Here is a 16851-nt window from a genome sequence, read left to right as displayed (position 1 = left end):
AATAAATGGAAAAACAGTATGTAACTGTTATTGGTGGTGCTAATATTGATATTACAGGTACGCCTCATTACGACTTAAATATCAATGATTCTAATCCAGGTCAAACTATTTTATCTTTAGGTGGTGTAGGTAGAAATATTGCCGAAAATCTTAGTAGATTGAATGTAAATGTAAAGTTTATTACTGTATTGGGTGATGATGGCTATTCTAGAGAAATAACTAATAATTGTGAAGAACTTAATATTAGCTTAGAACATTCTCTTATTATGACTAATGAGCGAACATCTACCTATCTTTGTATCAATGATGAATCTGGAGAAATGAAAGTAGCTATTTCCGATATGGAAATCTATAAATATATCACTCCTGGCTATCTTAAAGAAAAGCTTGGAGTAATTAATAATGGTAAAGTATGTGTAGTAGATACTAATATACCTGAAGATTCTCTTAAGTACTTAATGGATAATTGCAATGTTCCTATATTTCTTGATACAGTCTCTACTAAGAAGACTGAAAAGATTAAGGACTCAATTCACAACATTTATACCTTAAAGCCGAATATTATTGAAGCTGAAATCCTTTCCAATATGAAAATTAATACTATAGAAGATTTAGAAAAGGCAACTGATATTATTCTTGAAAAAGGTGTAGAAAGGCTGTTTGTTTCTTTAGGGGCTAAAGGAGTATATTTCACCGATGGAAATCATAGAGGAAATATCTTACCTATAGAAACTAAAGTTATAAATACCACTGGTGCAGGAGATAGTTATATAGCCGCTGTAATTTGGGCATATCTAAAAGGCTTTGATTTAGAAAAGTCAGCTAAAGCTGGTTTATCAGCTTCTTATATTTGTATCAATTCTAGTTCAACGGTGGCTAAAAATATATCCGAAGAACAAATTATAAATTTAATGGAAAACAATTGGAGGTAATCATATGAATTTAAAAGATGTTTTAGTAATAAATCCTGAAGTACAAAAGGCAATTGAAGAAAATAGACCTGTAGTAGCATTGGAATCCACAATTATATCCCACGGTATGCCTTATCCTCAAAATATGGAAACTGCTTTAAATGTTGAAAAAATAGTTAGAGATAATGGTGCTATTCCTGCAACTATTGCTATTATTGGTGGAAAGCTTACCGTAGGAATTACGCCTGAGGAAATAGATTATCTTGGTAAAAAAGGACTTAATGTAACTAAAGCAAGCAGAAGAGATATACCTATTCTTGTCTCAAAAGAAGAAGATGGTGCTACAACTGTAGCTGCTACTATGATAATAGCTTCCCTTGCTGGAATAAAAGTATTTGGTACTGGTGGTATAGGTGGAGTTCATAGAGGTGCAGAGACAACAATGGACATTTCCGCTGACTTAGAAGAATTATCTAATACTAATGTAGCTGTTGTATGTGCTGGTGCAAAATCTATTTTAGATCTTGGATTAACTCTTGAGTATTTAGAGACTAAAGGTGTTCCTGTTATTGGCTATCAAACTGAAGAACTTCCTGCTTTCTATACTAGGGAAAGTGGATTTAAAGTAAATTATAGAATGGACAATCCTTTAGAAATAGCTAAGGCTTTAAAGGCAAAAGAAGATTTAAACATGAAGGGTTCCATGGTTATTGCAAACCCTATTCCTGTAGAATATGCAATGGATAGTGATTATATATCAAAGGCTATAGAAGATGCCGTTGTAGAGGCTGATAAATTAGGTATTAAAGGGAAAGAATCTACTCCTTATTTACTTGATAAAATTCAAAAGATTACAGAAGGAAAAAGCCTTGAAGCAAATATCCAACTAGTATATAATAATGTAAAATTAGCAGCACAAATTGCATCTGAGTTATGTAATATAAAATAAATAAGAGCCTTAAGGCTCTTATTTATTTTATATTAACTTGTTTTTTTAAATTCTATTGTCCAATGAATTCCAGTACCTATACTATAGGCCTTGGCAAAGTTTCCTTGATTTATGGCTACTGCCATTCTAAGCAATGAGTTTACATATATTATCTGTTCACTTACATATACATCTGCGAAAGACTTTCCAAAGGTTATTCTATTATTATAAACTAAAGTAGAGCCATTCTTTATAACTACTTCTACTCTATCTCCATATTCAAGTCCTATGGATAAAAAGTCTTCTCTAGTAATATTGGTCCACAAGCTACCAAAACGTACATCTAATATATCTATATTTCCCTTTATACTATTTTCAGTCTTAATAATTTCCCCTACTTCTAATTCTGTTATTTCATCTACAGAAAGTTCTTCCCCTACTTCTTCAAAAGCAATCTTTCCAGAAGCTAATTTAGCACCAGTATAAGCAAATATATCTCTCCCATGGAAAGTATGGGAAAGTTCTGATTCTTTCCTTCTATGATTTTTCTCATCTATTTCTCGTACTGCTTCTATACCTATATATTTTTTTAAGTGAGTTAATGTTCCATTGTCAGGAGTAACTATAAAATGTCCATCTTTAGTTTTAGCTACTACAGACTTTCTTGAAGATCCAACTCCAGGATCTATTACTGAAACAAAAACTGTATTCTTTGGCCAAAATTTTATCGATTGAAATAATCTATAGGATGCTTCCCATATATTATATGGAGTTATATCATGGGTCAAACTATATATTTTAAGATCCATATCTACATCATGGGCTACTCCTATCATTGCAGCTACAGCTCCATCAACTAGCCCAAAGTCACTTTGTAATACTAAAACTTTATTCATCTTTTTCACTCCTTAGTACAGTCCAATTACCTATTATTTCAAAACCTAATTTCATAAAAAACTTTCCTTCTTCTTCGTTTCCATAAAATAGGCATATATTCTTTTTTCTGTTTATTAGATCTTTTACCAAATAAGAAACTATTTGGCTTCCAAAACCTTTTCTTCTTTCATTTTGTCTTGTGAATATTCCACCAATCATAGCACTATGGCTATTTTCTGCAGTAGTATTACCATGGGACAATATTCCTAGGTTATCTTTTATAAATACATGCTTACCTTCACCAGTAGAAATACGATTGAAGATTTGATTGTATCTAATATTTATATCAGATGAATATAGAGCTTTAAATTCAGAGATTTCACCATATGCAGCTGCTATTTCCATAGCATCTTTTTCATCTGATACATTAATATCATCTTTTATATCTTTTAAACCGCCAATATCTTTGTACTGACAAAACTTAGTATCTTTTCTACTATAATTACCCTTCAAATAAGGATAAAGCTTATCTATTACTGTAGACTTGCCGCTTATATTTTCTATGTTCATATTGTCAGTAATTGCTCTAATCGATGAAAAGTCCATATTTAAATCCTTACTATAAACAATAAGTGTAGTATGGTATCTAAGTACTATTCCTATGATTTTATCATCTTCTTTTTCATACCATATATCTTGGATTCCAGATGAAAATCCGAAGTTTTCAATATCTCCAATTATAAAGATATTGAAAACTTCTTCCTCTAGGCAATAGTTTAATATTTCTTCTCTATTATTCTCTGTTGCTTTAACTAACATATCTAATCCTACTTACTGAATTCCACAGTCCACTCTGGACCATAGCTTATAGAATATTTTTCTGCAAAGCTACCTTGACTTACTGCTACACTTATTTTCATTAATTCATTATTATATATTAAAGCTTCCCCTACTTCTGCATAACCAAAAGATCTTTCAAATAGTAAAGTCTCTTCAAATTTCAATTCACCCTTGTGACTTATTTTTACTTTTATTCTATCTCCATAATTGAAGCCTGCTTCATTGAAATCCTTCAATAGAATATTAGTCCATAGGTTTCCAAAGTTAGGATCTCCTATTTCAAACATTCCTTTCACGCAACCTTTTTCTATTACTGATTCATGTGTAGGTAGTTCTACTATTTCTTCTACTGGATATGATTGCCCTACTTCTTCATAAGTAATTATTCCACTTGCAAGTCTTGCAGCACAATATCCAAATAGGTCTCTACCATGGAATATACTAACTCCTTCTGTGTCTTTGCCCTTTAACCTATTTACACTTTCATCGATTTCCCTTACTTCTTCAATTCCTACCCACTTCTTCAAATGAGTTAAAGAACCATTGTCTGGAGTAACAACATAATATCCATCTGAAGTTCTTGCTACACAAGCTCTTCTCTTAGTTCCTACACCAGGGTCAACTACAGATACAAATATTGTACCTTCTGGCCAGAACTTCATGGATTGGAATAATCTATAGGATCCACTCCATATGTCGTATTGTGGTATTTCGTGAGTTCCATCGATTATCTCAAGGGATCTATCTACTGTTTTAACAACTCCATACATTGCACAAACAGCACCTTCTTTATAAGTAAAATCTGTCTGAAAAACTAAAATTGGCTTCATGTCTTTTCTTTTCCTCCTTAAATAAATGGATTGTAAAATCTACTTTTATTGATAAATACAGATACTAAAATAGTTGATATAAAAATTAGTATCGAAATTCCTATTGAAAAATAATCTCCCTTATGCATTTTTTTGGAATTATACCAAGTTCTTGTTTTATGTTTTCCAAAACCTCTTAAATCCATTGCATTACTAATTAACTCTATTCTATCCATAGTGGAAAATATTAAAGGCACTATTATAAGTAAAGCATTCTTAAATCTATCTTTCAATTTTGCATTACTTGATAAATCTAGCCCTCTAGCTTGTTGAGCCAAACTTATATCTACGTATTCTCTTTGTATATCAGGAAAATATCTCAAAGTTAATGCCACAGCATAAGCCGCCTTGTAATTAACTCCTACTCTGTTTAAGGATGAAGCAAATTCACTAGGATTTGTTGTTAATAAAAATATAATTCCTAATGGTATTACTGAAGCATATTTCAAAAGCTTTGTCGTCTGATAGAAAATTTGCTCCCATGTTAAACTATATCTACCAATTAAATGAACTATTTCATGCCTTGTCCCATAGATAACTACACCTTCCTCAGGAGCAAACAAATAAGTAATTATAGCGTTAGTAACTAAAAATACTCCAACATAAATTATCATAAGTTTTATTTGAGAAAATTTAATCTTCGATATTTTTAAAATGTAGAAAGAAAAAATCATCACACCTATAATTACTCTAATATCGTAAGAAAACATAACGGCAAAAGTTAATAATAAAAATGCTATTAATTTAGTAAGACCAGAAAGTCTATGAATTGGTGTATCGACTAAATTATATGAAAATAAATTATTTTTCATCTATAATCCCACCAACCTTTCATAATCAATAAAGCCTTGCACGAATTTTGTTTCATCTTTTATACCAGCCATTTGTGCGAGATTGAAAAGAGAGGTTTCTTTTAAATTTGCACTATGTATTACATTTTTATCTGTAAGAATCACTGATGGTTTTTCATCAGCCACTATTTTACCATCTGCCAATACAATAGCTCGTTTTGTATACTCTAACATTAGATGCATATCGTGAGTTATAAATATTATTGTTATACCTAGGGAGTTAATTTTCTTTAAAAACTCCATAATCTCTGAATAATGTTTATAATCTTGGCCAGCTGTTGGTTCATCTAAGATTATAATCTTAGGGTCTAAAGCTAGAATTGTAGCTATGGTAACTCTTTTTTTCTGACCATAGCTTAAAGCTGAAATAGGCCAATCCACAAAAGGAGATAACCCGCATATTTTAAGAACTTTATCTACCTTCTTCTTTATCTCATCTTCACTTACTTTTCTAATTCTAAGTCCAAGGGCTATTTCATCATAAATCATATTTTCAGAAATCATCTGATTAGGATTTTGCATTACATAACCTATGATTTCTGCTCTTTGCTTAATGGTCATATCCTTAATATTATTATTTTTATAATAGATATTGCCTTTACTCTGTTTTTCAAATCCACATATGAGTTTAGATAAGGTGGATTTCCCTGCACCATTTTTACCAACTATGGCTACCATTTCACCTTCTTTAATATCAAAACTTATTCTTTCTAACACTTTTGTCTGTGAATTATATGAAAATGAAATATTCTCAAGCCTTAAAAATGAATCTCCTTTTAAATTTTCCTTATCTTCTTTTATTGAACTATGCCAATTAAGTATCTTATCATCATTATCATCTATTTTTAGACTCCATATATGGCCAGGCATCATTTTCTCACTTACTTCTACTCCAGCATATTTTAATGCCGTTATATAAAGTGGTTCTCTTATTCCATTATCAACAAGCACAGAAGAAGAAACTAACTGGTGTGGGTTCATATCTGATAATATACGTCCATCATTTACTAAAATAACTCTATCGATATTTTTATGAAGTACATCTTCTAGCCTATGTTCAATTATTATGATTGTCTTCTTAGATTCTTTGTGAATATCGTCTATAATTTCTATGGCAGTTTTCCCAGTTGCTGGGTCTAAATTTGCTAAAGGCTCATCAAATAAAAGAACGTCTACATCATCTATCATAACTCCCGCTAAAGCTGTTCTCTGCTTTTGTCCCCCTGACAGATCATAAGGAGATGAACTTAGAAAATTACCCATATCTACCATTTTAGATACTTCCTCTACCCTTTTTTTCATAATGTGATTTTCTGTATTATCATTTTCCAATCCAAATGCAATATCTTCACCTACAGTCAATCCAACGAATTGACCATCTGAGTCTTGTAATACAGTACCAACAAACTTTGATAGTTTAAATATATCTAATTCTTTTGTCTCAAGTCCATTTATTCTTAGACTACCTGATATCTCCCCTTTATATGAAAAGGGGATAAGTCCATTTAAACAGTGTCCAAGGGTACTTTTTCCACTACCACTTGGCCCCACTATAAGGATTTTTTCCCCAGGATAGATCTTTAAGTTAATATTGTGAAGTGTAGGCTCACTTTGGCTATAATATTTAAATGTAAAATCATTAAATTCTATGATCGGTTTATTATTCATATATGCCTCCAAGTATGCTATGATTTATTTTTTAGTTATACTGCCTTTCTTTGTTCTTGTTGAAGAATATGCAATAAGAAAAAATGTACCTATTACACCAGAACTTATGGAGTTCATAACTACCGCTATTCCTCCCTGTGCAAATACAAGCTTTACAGGCTCTGCATAGATTAAAATATCAAGTATAGGTGCAACTAGTAACCAAGCAATAAGATTTCCAACTACTTGAATTACATTAAACTTTACAATATCTTGACCCTTAAATTCACCATCTTCTACCCTAGTATTTTTATATGCAAACCCAAAAATAAAACTCGCAATTCCACTTGCAATTACCCAGCTCCACCATGGTGAACCATATTGCACTGCATCACTAAGTCCATGTCCTATAAATCCTATAAGTCCTCCTGCAATAGGTCCGTATATTGTTGCAAAGAATGCAGATATACCATATGCCGTTTGAAAGCTTGTCTCTGGAATTGGTGAAGGTATTTTTACATACATAAATAAAAGCATGAATATTGCAGCACCTAATCCTGTTGCAACAATGGTTTTGGTTGTTACTTTAAAGTATTTGTTCATCTTCTTCCTCCTTAATAGATAATATAAGTCTACACTAAACAACTTAACTTAATATATTTTAGTCTTGAGACATAATGAATTCTTTAACTATAGGTTTAAATTTATATCAAAATAATTTGGTATAAAATAATATTTACACCTGGCAATTCCCTCATACTCTTCATTTTTTAATATTTCTTCAATATATATTATAGGTTCATTTTCTTTTACATCTAAGAATTGAATAATATTCTCTTCTGCCAAAACCAATCTAATGTGAAGTTTAGCAGAGTGAGCCATATCAAAAATATTTTTATTGATTAATTCCGATATATCCTTTTCTTTATTCAAATCAATAGGCAGTAGATTTATATATTTTACTGGAATCTGAAAAAATCCATGACTTACTGGCTTACCTTCAATATAGTATATACTATTTGATGCCATTACAATTTCATTTGCATTTATACCCAATCTCTCCATTGCAATATCTGTCGGTGGAGAAAAATTATATTCAATATCAATCTCATCAATTTCTTTTTTAGCACATTCTAACATTATATTATAAATATTTTTTTCTTGATTGTAATTTGCCTGACTCTTATTTGTTATTATGCTGCCTTTCCCTTGTTGTTTATAAATTAGCCCATCCTCTGTTAAAATAGTTAAGGCTTGTCTTATGGTATGTCTGCTAACCTTATACTTTTCACCCAATGCACTCTCACTAGGTAATATTGTTCCCTCTTCATACAAGCCATTAATAATATCTGAGTACAACATATTATATATAGGCACATATGACGGAATTTTAGATGAGGATTGGCTTCTTATTTTTCTTGTGGACATATTATACCTCCGTTTAAACCTGTTTAACAAGTTGTCACTTGTTGGACAAGTGCCTATTTTTATAATATTCTATCAATTATGCTTTGTCAAGCATGATTAATAGAATTATTCAATTTATTCCATCCTAATCAATATATATGTCATACCATATATTAAAAAAGAAGGTTATCATTATAATAACGATAACCTTCTTTTTTAATTATTTTCATCAAAAGAAAAAATATGTATGACTTTTTCTATGACTATATTATTATACTCCATTAAATTTATTATATAAGGAGCTACTTTTTTACCATTTTCTCCATAGATCTTTACCTTAGGTCTTGTATGAAATTCAGAGTTTATTTCATATATAATACCTTCTCTATTATCGCTTAATTGTACAAAGGTATCTTTAGGAAAAATATTAATGGATTGGGAAAACACCTTAATTAAATCTATATTAAAGTGATTTCCACCTGATGCTAATAGATACTCCATAGCATCAGGTAAAGGTACAGCTCTTCTATAGGGTCTATCTGAAGTCAATGCATCAAAAACATCGGATATAGAAGCTATTTTATTAAATATATGAATTTCGTCACCTTTTAACTTTCTGGGATACCCTAACCCATCTTCCCTTTCATGATGACATAAGGAAATACTTCTTGAAACAGCAGATAAATCTGTATGATTAGTCAAGAATTTATATCCCTTTTCTGTATGGGATTGTACTAACCTAAACTCCTCATCAGTAAACTTTCCCGGTTTGTTAATTATCTCTATAGGTAGAAATGTTTTTCCTATATCATGAAATACACATCCTGTTGCTAATGCTTTTATCTCATTCATATTAAATCCTATATCCTTAGCAATAACTGTAGATAACATCATCATATTTAGACTATGAGTCAATGTATAATCATCATAGACAGAAATACTTGCCAAATTTTCCAATACAGTTTTGCTGGACACAATATCATAAACAACCTCTTGTATTATTTCATTAAGATCCTTTACATTTTTCCTTACATTTTTACTATTTATTTTCTCTCCATTATTGGAATTTCTTATTATATTATTTAAACTTCCCTGTAGATTATATATCCTATTTACAACCTCAGGCTTTATAATATCTTCAATATCCTCTTCTGTATATTTATCCTTAATATATATACTTAAATAACCATATGCTTTTAACTTATCTATAATATACTCATTAAGACTAGATCCTTCCTTTAATAACATACCACCCATGTTATTGTACAAAGTCTTACCCAGGGTATCTCCCTCTCTGGCATATTCTATTGGAATTTTTCTCACTACCGTACACCTCTAGCATCAATACATATTTTTATTCTTTTAAAAACTAATGTAAAAATTGTAACATTCAATTAAAGTAATTGTCAAGTTTTTCAAGATATGGTACTTTGTCCCCTTTTTAAAAAAGTTAGTTATTATCTATTAATCTACTTTATTTAAATCTTAAAAACCGTTTTTTTCCTATCCTTATAACATCATTTGATTTAATAGGCTTATTTATATCATCTGATGTTAGTTTTTCACCATTTAACTGAACTCCTCCTTGATTTATTAATCGGATAAATTCACTTTTACTTTTTACAAGATTTATTTTTACTATTTCTAAAATAATATCTCCAATGGTCTCTTTATCTCCTTTAACTAATAGCTCTGGAATATCCTCTGGAATATCCTTTTTGCTAAATGCTGTATCATAATATACAATAGCCCTTTCTACTTCTTCTGGACTACGGTAAAGTGACACTATAATTTTAGCCAAATGGTATTTAACATCTCGAGGATTTGCACCACTATTTAGTTCTGATTTGATATTATCTATTTTATCAGGATGCTCGTCAGTTGCTAGTTCAAAATATTTAATAATAAGCCCATCAGGAATTTCCATAACCTTTTTAAACATTATCTCAGCAGGTTCATTTATACCAATATAGTTTTTAAGACTTTTACTCATTTTTTCCACACCGTCTAAGCCTTCAAGAATAGGCATAAACATAGCAATCTGCTGTTCCTGTTCAAATGACTTTTGAAGATTTCTGCCCATAAGAATATTAAAGGTTTGATCTGTTCCTCCAAGTTCAATATCTGAATTTAATTCAATGGAATCGTATGCCTGCATTAATGGATAAAAAAACTCATGAATTCCTATTGGAACTTGATTCTGATACCTATTATGGAAATCATCTCGTTCAAGAATCCTAGCTACTGTTGTAGTAGCAGCAAGTTTGATAACATCTTCAAAAGTAAGTTTAGAAAGCCATTCACTATTAAACCTTACTTCAGTTTTTTCTACATCAAGTATTTTGAATATCTGTTCACAATAGGTTTTAGCATTTTCCTTTACTTCCTCATCACTCAAAGTAGTTCTACCCTTTGATTTCCCAGTTGGATCACCTATTTTTCCAGTAAAATCTCCAATTACAATTACTACATGATGTCCTAAATCCTGCATTTGTTTAATTTTACGCAATACGACTGCATGGCCTAAATGTATATCTGGTGCAGAAGGGTCCAGCCCCAGCTTAATAGTTAATGGTTTTTTCTGATTATAGGATTTTTTAAGTTTTTCTAGTAACTCTTCTTCATTTATTAAAGTATGGACTCCCTTTAAAATAATTGGCATTTGTTCTTTTGGCTTCAACATATTTAACATCTCCTTAAAATATTATTTTCAGTATCTAAAAGTCTTATAAAATTCAGCAATAAAAAAACTCGCCCTATTGTTTCCAAAAGGACGAGATTATTTCGTGTTACCACCTTAAATTCATAAGTAACTCACATTACTTACCTTATTAAGTACATCATCATAGATGAGATACCCTAGCAAGATAACGGTAGCTGATTTCCGTTGCAGCCTACTAAGTAAAAACTCTTCGGTGCAAAGCTCAAAGATGTATTCACAATCCCTAACCATGCACCTCTCATCATACGGTAACTTTCTGTTTGGTATACTGATTGCTACTAATTCTTATCACAACTTTTATTTTTATAGTCAAAATGCAAAATACAGCAAATATTCATTATTCAATGATTAATTAGAAAGATTATATATTATATTTTTTAATAAGTCAACGATTAAAATTAGATATTTTACTATTATTTCTTCATTATATATTCTAATTTATGTTCCCTATGGATCTTTCTTCTATTTTATTAATTCTTTCATTTAGCTCTACTGGGTCATCATAGAAAGATAATCCCACCATTCTTTTACTTCCATATAAAAATAACATTTCTACATATCTATCTTCTGCCTTGAATACTAGATATAGGTTTTTACTTGTTATCTTATGTGGTAATAAGTTATTAGGTTTTCGAACATAGGCTTTAAGGAATTCCACATTCTTTATATTCAGCTTTTCTATTAGAATTTCTTCAGACATTTTTTTATATTCCTCTATATTATTTAAATCTGTTTCTGCTACTCCCTCTCTTTCTGACATTTGATTGCTATAAAATGAATCCACATATACTACATTGCCATCATAAATATCAACTTTTGTAAAGTATATCCAATATAGTTTTTCCTGTTCCCTTAAGGTATCTAAGTTTTTAGGTTGAAATCCAACACTCCAATATTTTTTATTGTTTAACCCAGTTGAATCGAAACTACAGCTGATTTTCATATTATCAAGGTCTACATTATATACTTTCTCAACAATCTCTTTAGCTGACTTTATTGCTTCTTCCTCTGAAATTTTAGGCTCTAAATTCTCCATAACTTCCTGGATATAGGTTTCACGAAATCTAGAGAACGCTCTATTAAGTTTTTCGTCAAAAACTATGATTTGAAGCATATCTTCATCTGTCATTTCTGTCTCAGGATAATAATATGTTTCATTTTCAGGGTTATAATATGGTTTTTCAAGATTTTCTCCTATTGCCATTGTCTTTTCACTCTTGATCTCTCCTGCTTTAAACTTCTTTCTCAACTCCACCATTCTATTTGATTCACTTTCACTAAGTTCTCGATTTTTTAGTGCTATTGGTAATGTAGATTTTTGTATTAATAAAACAATATCATCAAAGACCTTTTCTTCCTCATCACTGATTGTAATAATGTCTTCCTTGTTTGTTTCTTCTTGTCCCTCTTCAATAACCAACTCCGTTATCTTAGGAAAATTAATATTTAAATCCTTACCTGCCTTTTCAATTCCCTTAGTTTGAATATTATCTGCTACACTAGGAAATATAAATGCAGATATTAATAATAATACTCCTAAAACAATAACTGGAGTTCCTTTAAATCCTTTAAATCTTTTCATAATTTTACACCTCTTTCTTTTTCTCAATATTAACATTGATTTTTTATCAAGATGTTATAAAGTTATGATTAAGTTGTAAAATTTCAACCATAAATAATCAACATCATAATAAAAATACTAAGTGACTGCATTTGGAGAATATGGAATAACTCCCAATGAATGAAGCTATAAAATCCGTAAAGAAATTTATATGTTTGAGCGTATCGAGTTATAAATTTTAGGATTTTGTAGTTGAATGAATTGTAGGAGTTACCCATGTTCGAAACAGCAGGAACGGTATTTTTATTATGGTCTATGTTGGTTATCTATAATTAAATCCAAATATAAAACTCTGTTCCAATATTCTTTTGACTTTTAACTTCTATATGTCCATTATGTAAATCTATAATCTTTTTACATAGACTCAATCCTAAACCGGCACCTTTATAACTTGCTGGTCTATTTTTATCGGATTTAAAAAATGGATCAAATATATAAGGAATATCATTTTCAGCGATTCCTTCCCCTTTATCTGATATTCTTATAACCGCCTTGTTTTCTTCCCTATAGATAGCCATTTCAATTTCAGAATTATCCTTTGACACATTAACGGCATTATCTATTAGATTGGTTAAAACAATTAATATTAAATCCTGGTCTGCAAAAAAATGGTCTGTTTTAATGTTTACCTTAAACTTTATGTTTTTCATCTTTAATTTTTGAAATTCTATCTTTCTTAAAGTATCAGCAATTTCATTTGAATTCAATTGAACTATATCTAAACTTTCTTTTTTCAATGTCATTAAATCAAACATTTTATCAATAAGTTGTTTTAATCTGCTTGTTTCCTCATTGATATGGTTTAATGCTACAAGTCTATCTTCTTCAGTAGCATTTGTTCTCATAAGATATTCACTAAATCCTTGAATACTTGTAAGTGGCGTCCTCATTTCATGAGTCAAATTATCTAGAAGCCATTGCTTCTCCTTTGCCCCTTCCTTAATCTGTTCCATATTTACATTTAATAAATCAAGCATAATATTAAACTTCATACTAAGTTCTCCAACTTCGTCATCGGAATTTACTAGTAGTTTCTCTTTCGAATTTTCAAGAATTATTTGTTCTGTCTTATCTATTAAATTATCTAAAGGTTTAAATATCCTTCCAATAATAAACATCAATATTAAAATTAATATTCCAGAAAGAAGTAAATACACTTTTACAAAAGAATCATTCCATCTTTTCTGTAGGTTATAAATATCCTGAAAACTCTTCTTAAATATAAGGGAAATACTTTCAAATGGTTCATTGAATTTATTTTGAATTACAATATTTCCTTCTTCTGTATCTAGATATATACTATCTTCAATATTTTCTTCACTATGGTCCAAAGTGATATTTTGAGTTATATAATATTTTTTATAAATTTCAATAATTGAAATTAAGCTATCCTTATTATAAGTTCCGCCTCTTGCCTGCAAGTCTTTTGCATAGTTTTCAATGCTATTTATTATAAAATTCATTTCATTTTTTGCTGAATTCAATTCTCTTTCCATAAATAAGGAGTTATACTGACTTATGGATATACCCGCTATAATATTTATTGTAATAATAAACATTAATATAGTAACTAAAATCAACTTATATTTTATTTTCATTGGCTTACCTCAAGCCTATAACCCATTTTATAAACCGTTTTTATAACATCCTCAAAATCTAACTTTTTACGTAATTTCATAATATGTACATCTACTGTTCTACTATCACCTGTGAAATCATAGCCCCAAACAAGTTCTAATAGTTTCTCCCTTGATAAAGCCACATTCCTATTTATAACAAGTGTTTCTAATAAATTATATTCTAAAATGGTCAATTCAACTTCTCTACCAGATTTTAAGACTTTATGTTCTTTTAATCTAATCTCCACATCTTTTATTTTTATATTTTCTTGTGTATGGCTGCCTTTTAAGGCAACCTTTACCCTAGCAATCAACTCTAGCATTTCAAATGGTTTTACTATATAATCATAGGCTCCAAGATTAAAAGCCTCCAATTTATCCTTTAATCCACTTTTTGCAGTAATTAAAATTACTTTAGTATTTTCACCTATATTTGATCTTAATAAATCAATACCACTGACTCCTGGCAACATAATATCCAATAGTATTAAATCATACTGATTATTCCTTATCATTTTTACAGCCATATCGCCGTCAAATACCTTTTCACAGTCATATCCAACAACAGAAAGATTCATTGCTATTAAATCATTTATGGATTTATCGTCTTCAACTATTAGAATTTTTGCCATAATTTTGTTCACCTTCCATTAAAATATAATTTCTCCTTATTTACAAAATACAGTCCTTCATATGCTACATTGAAGAACTGTCTCTTATATTTTTAGTTATAATTTAATTTTTTTATATATTTAAATCCATCTTCTATTGATATTATGTTTATACTTCCATTATCTACTTTAAATCTAAAAAAATAATCGGGATTATCAAATATCCAACATAAGGCAAGTCTTATTATACAATCATGGCAGACCAATAAAATATTCTCTTCTTCTTTGGAAATCTCTTCTAAAAATTCACTTAGTCTACTATATACATCTATTAAGCTTTCCCCTTGAGGAATTGCATAATTAATTGAATCTTCTACCCAAGCCTTACTTTCCATAGGATAAATTTCTGATATTTCCTCAAAGGTTTTTCCAGTGAATATCCCAAAGTTGATTTCTCTAATTCTTTCTTCTTCTATCCCTTCTAGCTCTAGATTTTCTAAAGTTTCCACAGTTCTTGTTAAGGGACTATAGTATATTTTATTGTAGTTAAAATGCTTTAGTAGTTCCTTAGTTTTTTTAATTTGTTGTATACCATTATCTGTAAGTCTAGTATTATCTCTACTAAATATCTTTCTTATATTATCTTCTGTTTCTCCATGTCTTATCATAATTATATCCATATCATCACACTCCAAAAGCTAAGTAGAGAAATAGCCTCTCCTAACTCTATAATTGCACCATATACATCTCCTGTTAATCCATCTATTTTTTTATAAGATATAAAAGACATATATTCTCCAAATAAAAATGTAATTATAAGGGGTATTATATATCTTATGTCTAATAAGATTAATATAGTTATATATATAATTCCACTTATAAACATCATGTGCTTAGGATTACTTTTATGAAATAATTCTCCCAAGCCTCCTGGTCTTCCATTTTTTTTATAAGATATTATATAGCTGAGTACCAGTCTACTGTTTGCAAAGGATAAGGTTATGGCTAAAGGCAGATTTTTTACACTTGAAATCAAGATAAACTTAAATAAAATTAAAAGAATTAAGCTTATTACTCCAAAAGCCCCTATCCTACTATCTTTCATAATCTCTAGAGTTTTTTCCCTATCTCTATTGGACAAAAAACCATCAAAAGTATCTGATAGTCCGTCTAGATGTAGTCCTCCAGTCAATATAATCGTAGCTAATAGTGTTAAAAAAGAAGCTAATTGAATATTATAGGGTGATATTAGGTAATAAACTAAACCTCCAAATCCTCCTATTATTACTCCCACTAAGGGTAAGAAAAAGACACTATATTTAATATTTTTTTCATTAAAATCTACATTTATATTGATGGGTATTCTTGTAAAAAACTGTAGAGAAAGTATAAGTCCATTTATCATTTAATTTTCACTGGTATGCCACAACATACCAAATAAACCTGATCTGAAATTGAAGCTATCCTTTGGTTTATCCTTCCTTGAATGTCTCTAAATACTCTAGATATATGGTGTTCTGGAACTATGGAATCTCCTACTTCATTTGTTACTAATACTAGATTATAATCTTTTTCTCTAACTTTATCTATTAAGGCTTTTAATTCCTCTATTATAGTATTTTCTATTTTATTTTGCAAATCATAGTCTATATACTCTATATCCTTAGATATATCAAACATTATATTGGAAGTAAGTACTGTTATACAATCTAAAAAGTAATTTTTTTCTTCATCTATTGCATTTTGAAGTCCATAATTTCCCTCATAGGTTCTCCATTCCCTTGGTCTAGATTCCCTATGAAGATTTATTCGTTCTGCCATTTCATCATCCGTAACCTTAGATGTGGCTATATACACCACATCTAAAGTATCTTTATATATACTTTCTGCAAATCTACTTTTCCCTGACCTTGCACCACCTGTAACTAATGTAATCATTTTACCACTCC

17 protein-coding genes and 1 other annotated feature are annotated in these 16851 nt (G+C 29.9%); of the genes, 2 read left to right on the top strand and 15 right to left on the bottom strand.

Annotated elements, in window-relative coordinates; translation table 11 throughout:
* Nucleotides 1-5: 5 nt before the first annotated feature.
* On the top strand, nucleotides 6-932 hold the full coding sequence (locus tag RBU61_RS04255; protein WP_308878335.1) for a carbohydrate kinase family protein: 927 nt from the start codon (nucleotides 6-8) through the stop codon (nucleotides 930-932).
* Nucleotides 933-936: 4 nt separating this feature from the next.
* A complete protein-coding gene (locus RBU61_RS04250; RefSeq protein ID WP_308878334.1) occupies nucleotides 937-1860 on the top strand; it encodes a pseudouridine-5'-phosphate glycosidase in 924 nt (307 codons plus the stop codon).
* Between the two features lie 32 nt (nucleotides 1861-1892).
* Here the strand turns inward: RBU61_RS04250 and RBU61_RS04245 are convergent, their stop codons facing one another.
* The 15 genes from RBU61_RS04245 to cobU all read right to left on the bottom strand — a co-directional run bounded on the left by RBU61_RS04245 (nucleotide 1893) and on the right by cobU (nucleotide 16840).
* Nucleotides 1893-2735 (bottom strand): S-adenosyl-l-methionine hydroxide adenosyltransferase family protein, encoded by an 843-nt coding sequence (locus RBU61_RS04245; RefSeq protein WP_308878332.1) that lies wholly within the window; start codon nucleotides 2733-2735, stop codon nucleotides 1893-1895.
* A complete protein-coding gene (locus tag RBU61_RS04240) occupies nucleotides 2728-3534 on the bottom strand; it encodes a GNAT family N-acetyltransferase (RefSeq protein WP_308878331.1) in 807 nt (268 codons plus the stop codon). The genes RBU61_RS04245 and RBU61_RS04240 overlap by 8 nt, the downstream gene beginning before the upstream one ends.
* A gap of 8 nt (nucleotides 3535-3542) precedes the next feature.
* On the bottom strand, nucleotides 3543-4385 hold the full coding sequence (locus RBU61_RS04235) for an S-adenosyl-l-methionine hydroxide adenosyltransferase family protein (RefSeq protein ID WP_308878330.1): 843 nt from the start codon (nucleotides 4383-4385) through the stop codon (nucleotides 3543-3545).
* 17 nt (nucleotides 4386-4402) lie between these two features.
* Complete coding sequence (locus RBU61_RS04230) at nucleotides 4403-5236, bottom strand: energy-coupling factor transporter transmembrane component T (RefSeq protein WP_308878328.1); 834 nt, start codon at nucleotides 5234-5236, stop codon at nucleotides 4403-4405.
* On the bottom strand, nucleotides 5237-6943 hold the full coding sequence (locus RBU61_RS04225; protein ID WP_308878326.1) for an ABC transporter ATP-binding protein: 1707 nt from the start codon (nucleotides 6941-6943) through the stop codon (nucleotides 5237-5239). It lies immediately after the preceding gene.
* Between the two features lie 24 nt (nucleotides 6944-6967).
* On the bottom strand, nucleotides 6968-7525 hold the full coding sequence (locus tag RBU61_RS04220; RefSeq protein WP_308878325.1) for an ECF-type riboflavin transporter substrate-binding protein: 558 nt from the start codon (nucleotides 7523-7525) through the stop codon (nucleotides 6968-6970).
* A gap of 87 nt (nucleotides 7526-7612) precedes the next feature.
* Nucleotides 7613-8350, bottom strand: coding sequence for a GntR family transcriptional regulator (locus tag RBU61_RS04215; protein WP_308878324.1), 738 nt, complete (start codon nucleotides 8348-8350; stop codon nucleotides 7613-7615).
* Nucleotides 8351-8545: 195 nt separating this feature from the next.
* The gene (locus tag RBU61_RS04210) at nucleotides 8546-9652 is read right to left on the bottom strand and encodes an HD-GYP domain-containing protein (protein ID WP_308878323.1); all 1107 of its coding nucleotides are present in this window, start codon (nucleotides 9650-9652) and stop codon (nucleotides 8546-8548) included.
* Nucleotides 9653-9803: 151 nt separating this feature from the next.
* On the bottom strand, nucleotides 9804-11012 hold the full coding sequence (tyrS, locus tag RBU61_RS04205) for a tyrosine--tRNA ligase (RefSeq protein ID WP_308878322.1): 1209 nt from the start codon (nucleotides 11010-11012) through the stop codon (nucleotides 9804-9806).
* 83 nt (nucleotides 11013-11095) lie between these two features.
* Nucleotides 11096-11352, bottom strand: a binding site (T-box leader).
* A 132-nt stretch (nucleotides 11353-11484) separates the two neighbouring features.
* Nucleotides 11485-12633, bottom strand: a complete 1149-nt coding sequence (locus tag RBU61_RS04200) for a hypothetical protein (protein WP_308878321.1) — start codon at nucleotides 12631-12633, stop codon at nucleotides 11485-11487.
* 311 nt (nucleotides 12634-12944) lie between these two features.
* Nucleotides 12945-14270: a HAMP domain-containing sensor histidine kinase gene (locus RBU61_RS04195; protein ID WP_308878320.1), complete on the bottom strand. Its 1326-nt coding sequence runs from the start codon at nucleotides 14268-14270 to the stop codon at nucleotides 12945-12947.
* Nucleotides 14267-14923: a response regulator transcription factor gene (locus RBU61_RS04190; protein ID WP_308878319.1), complete on the bottom strand. Its 657-nt coding sequence runs from the start codon at nucleotides 14921-14923 to the stop codon at nucleotides 14267-14269. The genes RBU61_RS04195 and RBU61_RS04190 overlap by 4 nt, the downstream gene beginning before the upstream one ends.
* Before the next feature lie 92 nt (nucleotides 14924-15015).
* Nucleotides 15016-15582, bottom strand: a complete 567-nt coding sequence (locus tag RBU61_RS04185; RefSeq protein WP_308878318.1) for a histidine phosphatase family protein — start codon at nucleotides 15580-15582, stop codon at nucleotides 15016-15018.
* Nucleotides 15573-16307 carry an adenosylcobinamide-GDP ribazoletransferase gene (gene cobS / locus RBU61_RS04180; protein WP_308878317.1) on the bottom strand — a complete coding sequence of 245 codons (735 nt, stop codon included), beginning with the start codon at nucleotides 16305-16307 and terminating at the stop codon, nucleotides 15573-15575. The genes RBU61_RS04185 and cobS overlap by 10 nt, the downstream gene beginning before the upstream one ends.
* Nucleotides 16304-16840, bottom strand: a complete 537-nt coding sequence (cobU, locus tag RBU61_RS04175) for a bifunctional adenosylcobinamide kinase/adenosylcobinamide-phosphate guanylyltransferase (protein WP_308878316.1) — start codon at nucleotides 16838-16840, stop codon at nucleotides 16304-16306. The genes cobS and cobU overlap by 4 nt, the downstream gene beginning before the upstream one ends.
* Nucleotides 16841-16851 lie beyond the last annotated feature (11 nt).

The organism is Tissierella sp. MB52-C2 (assembly GCF_030931715.1).
GTDB lineage: Bacteria > Bacillota > Clostridia > Tissierellales > Tissierellaceae > Tissierella.
The sequence above is the reverse complement of the archived record's forward strand: the minus strand, read 5'-3'. Positions and strand labels throughout refer to the sequence as shown.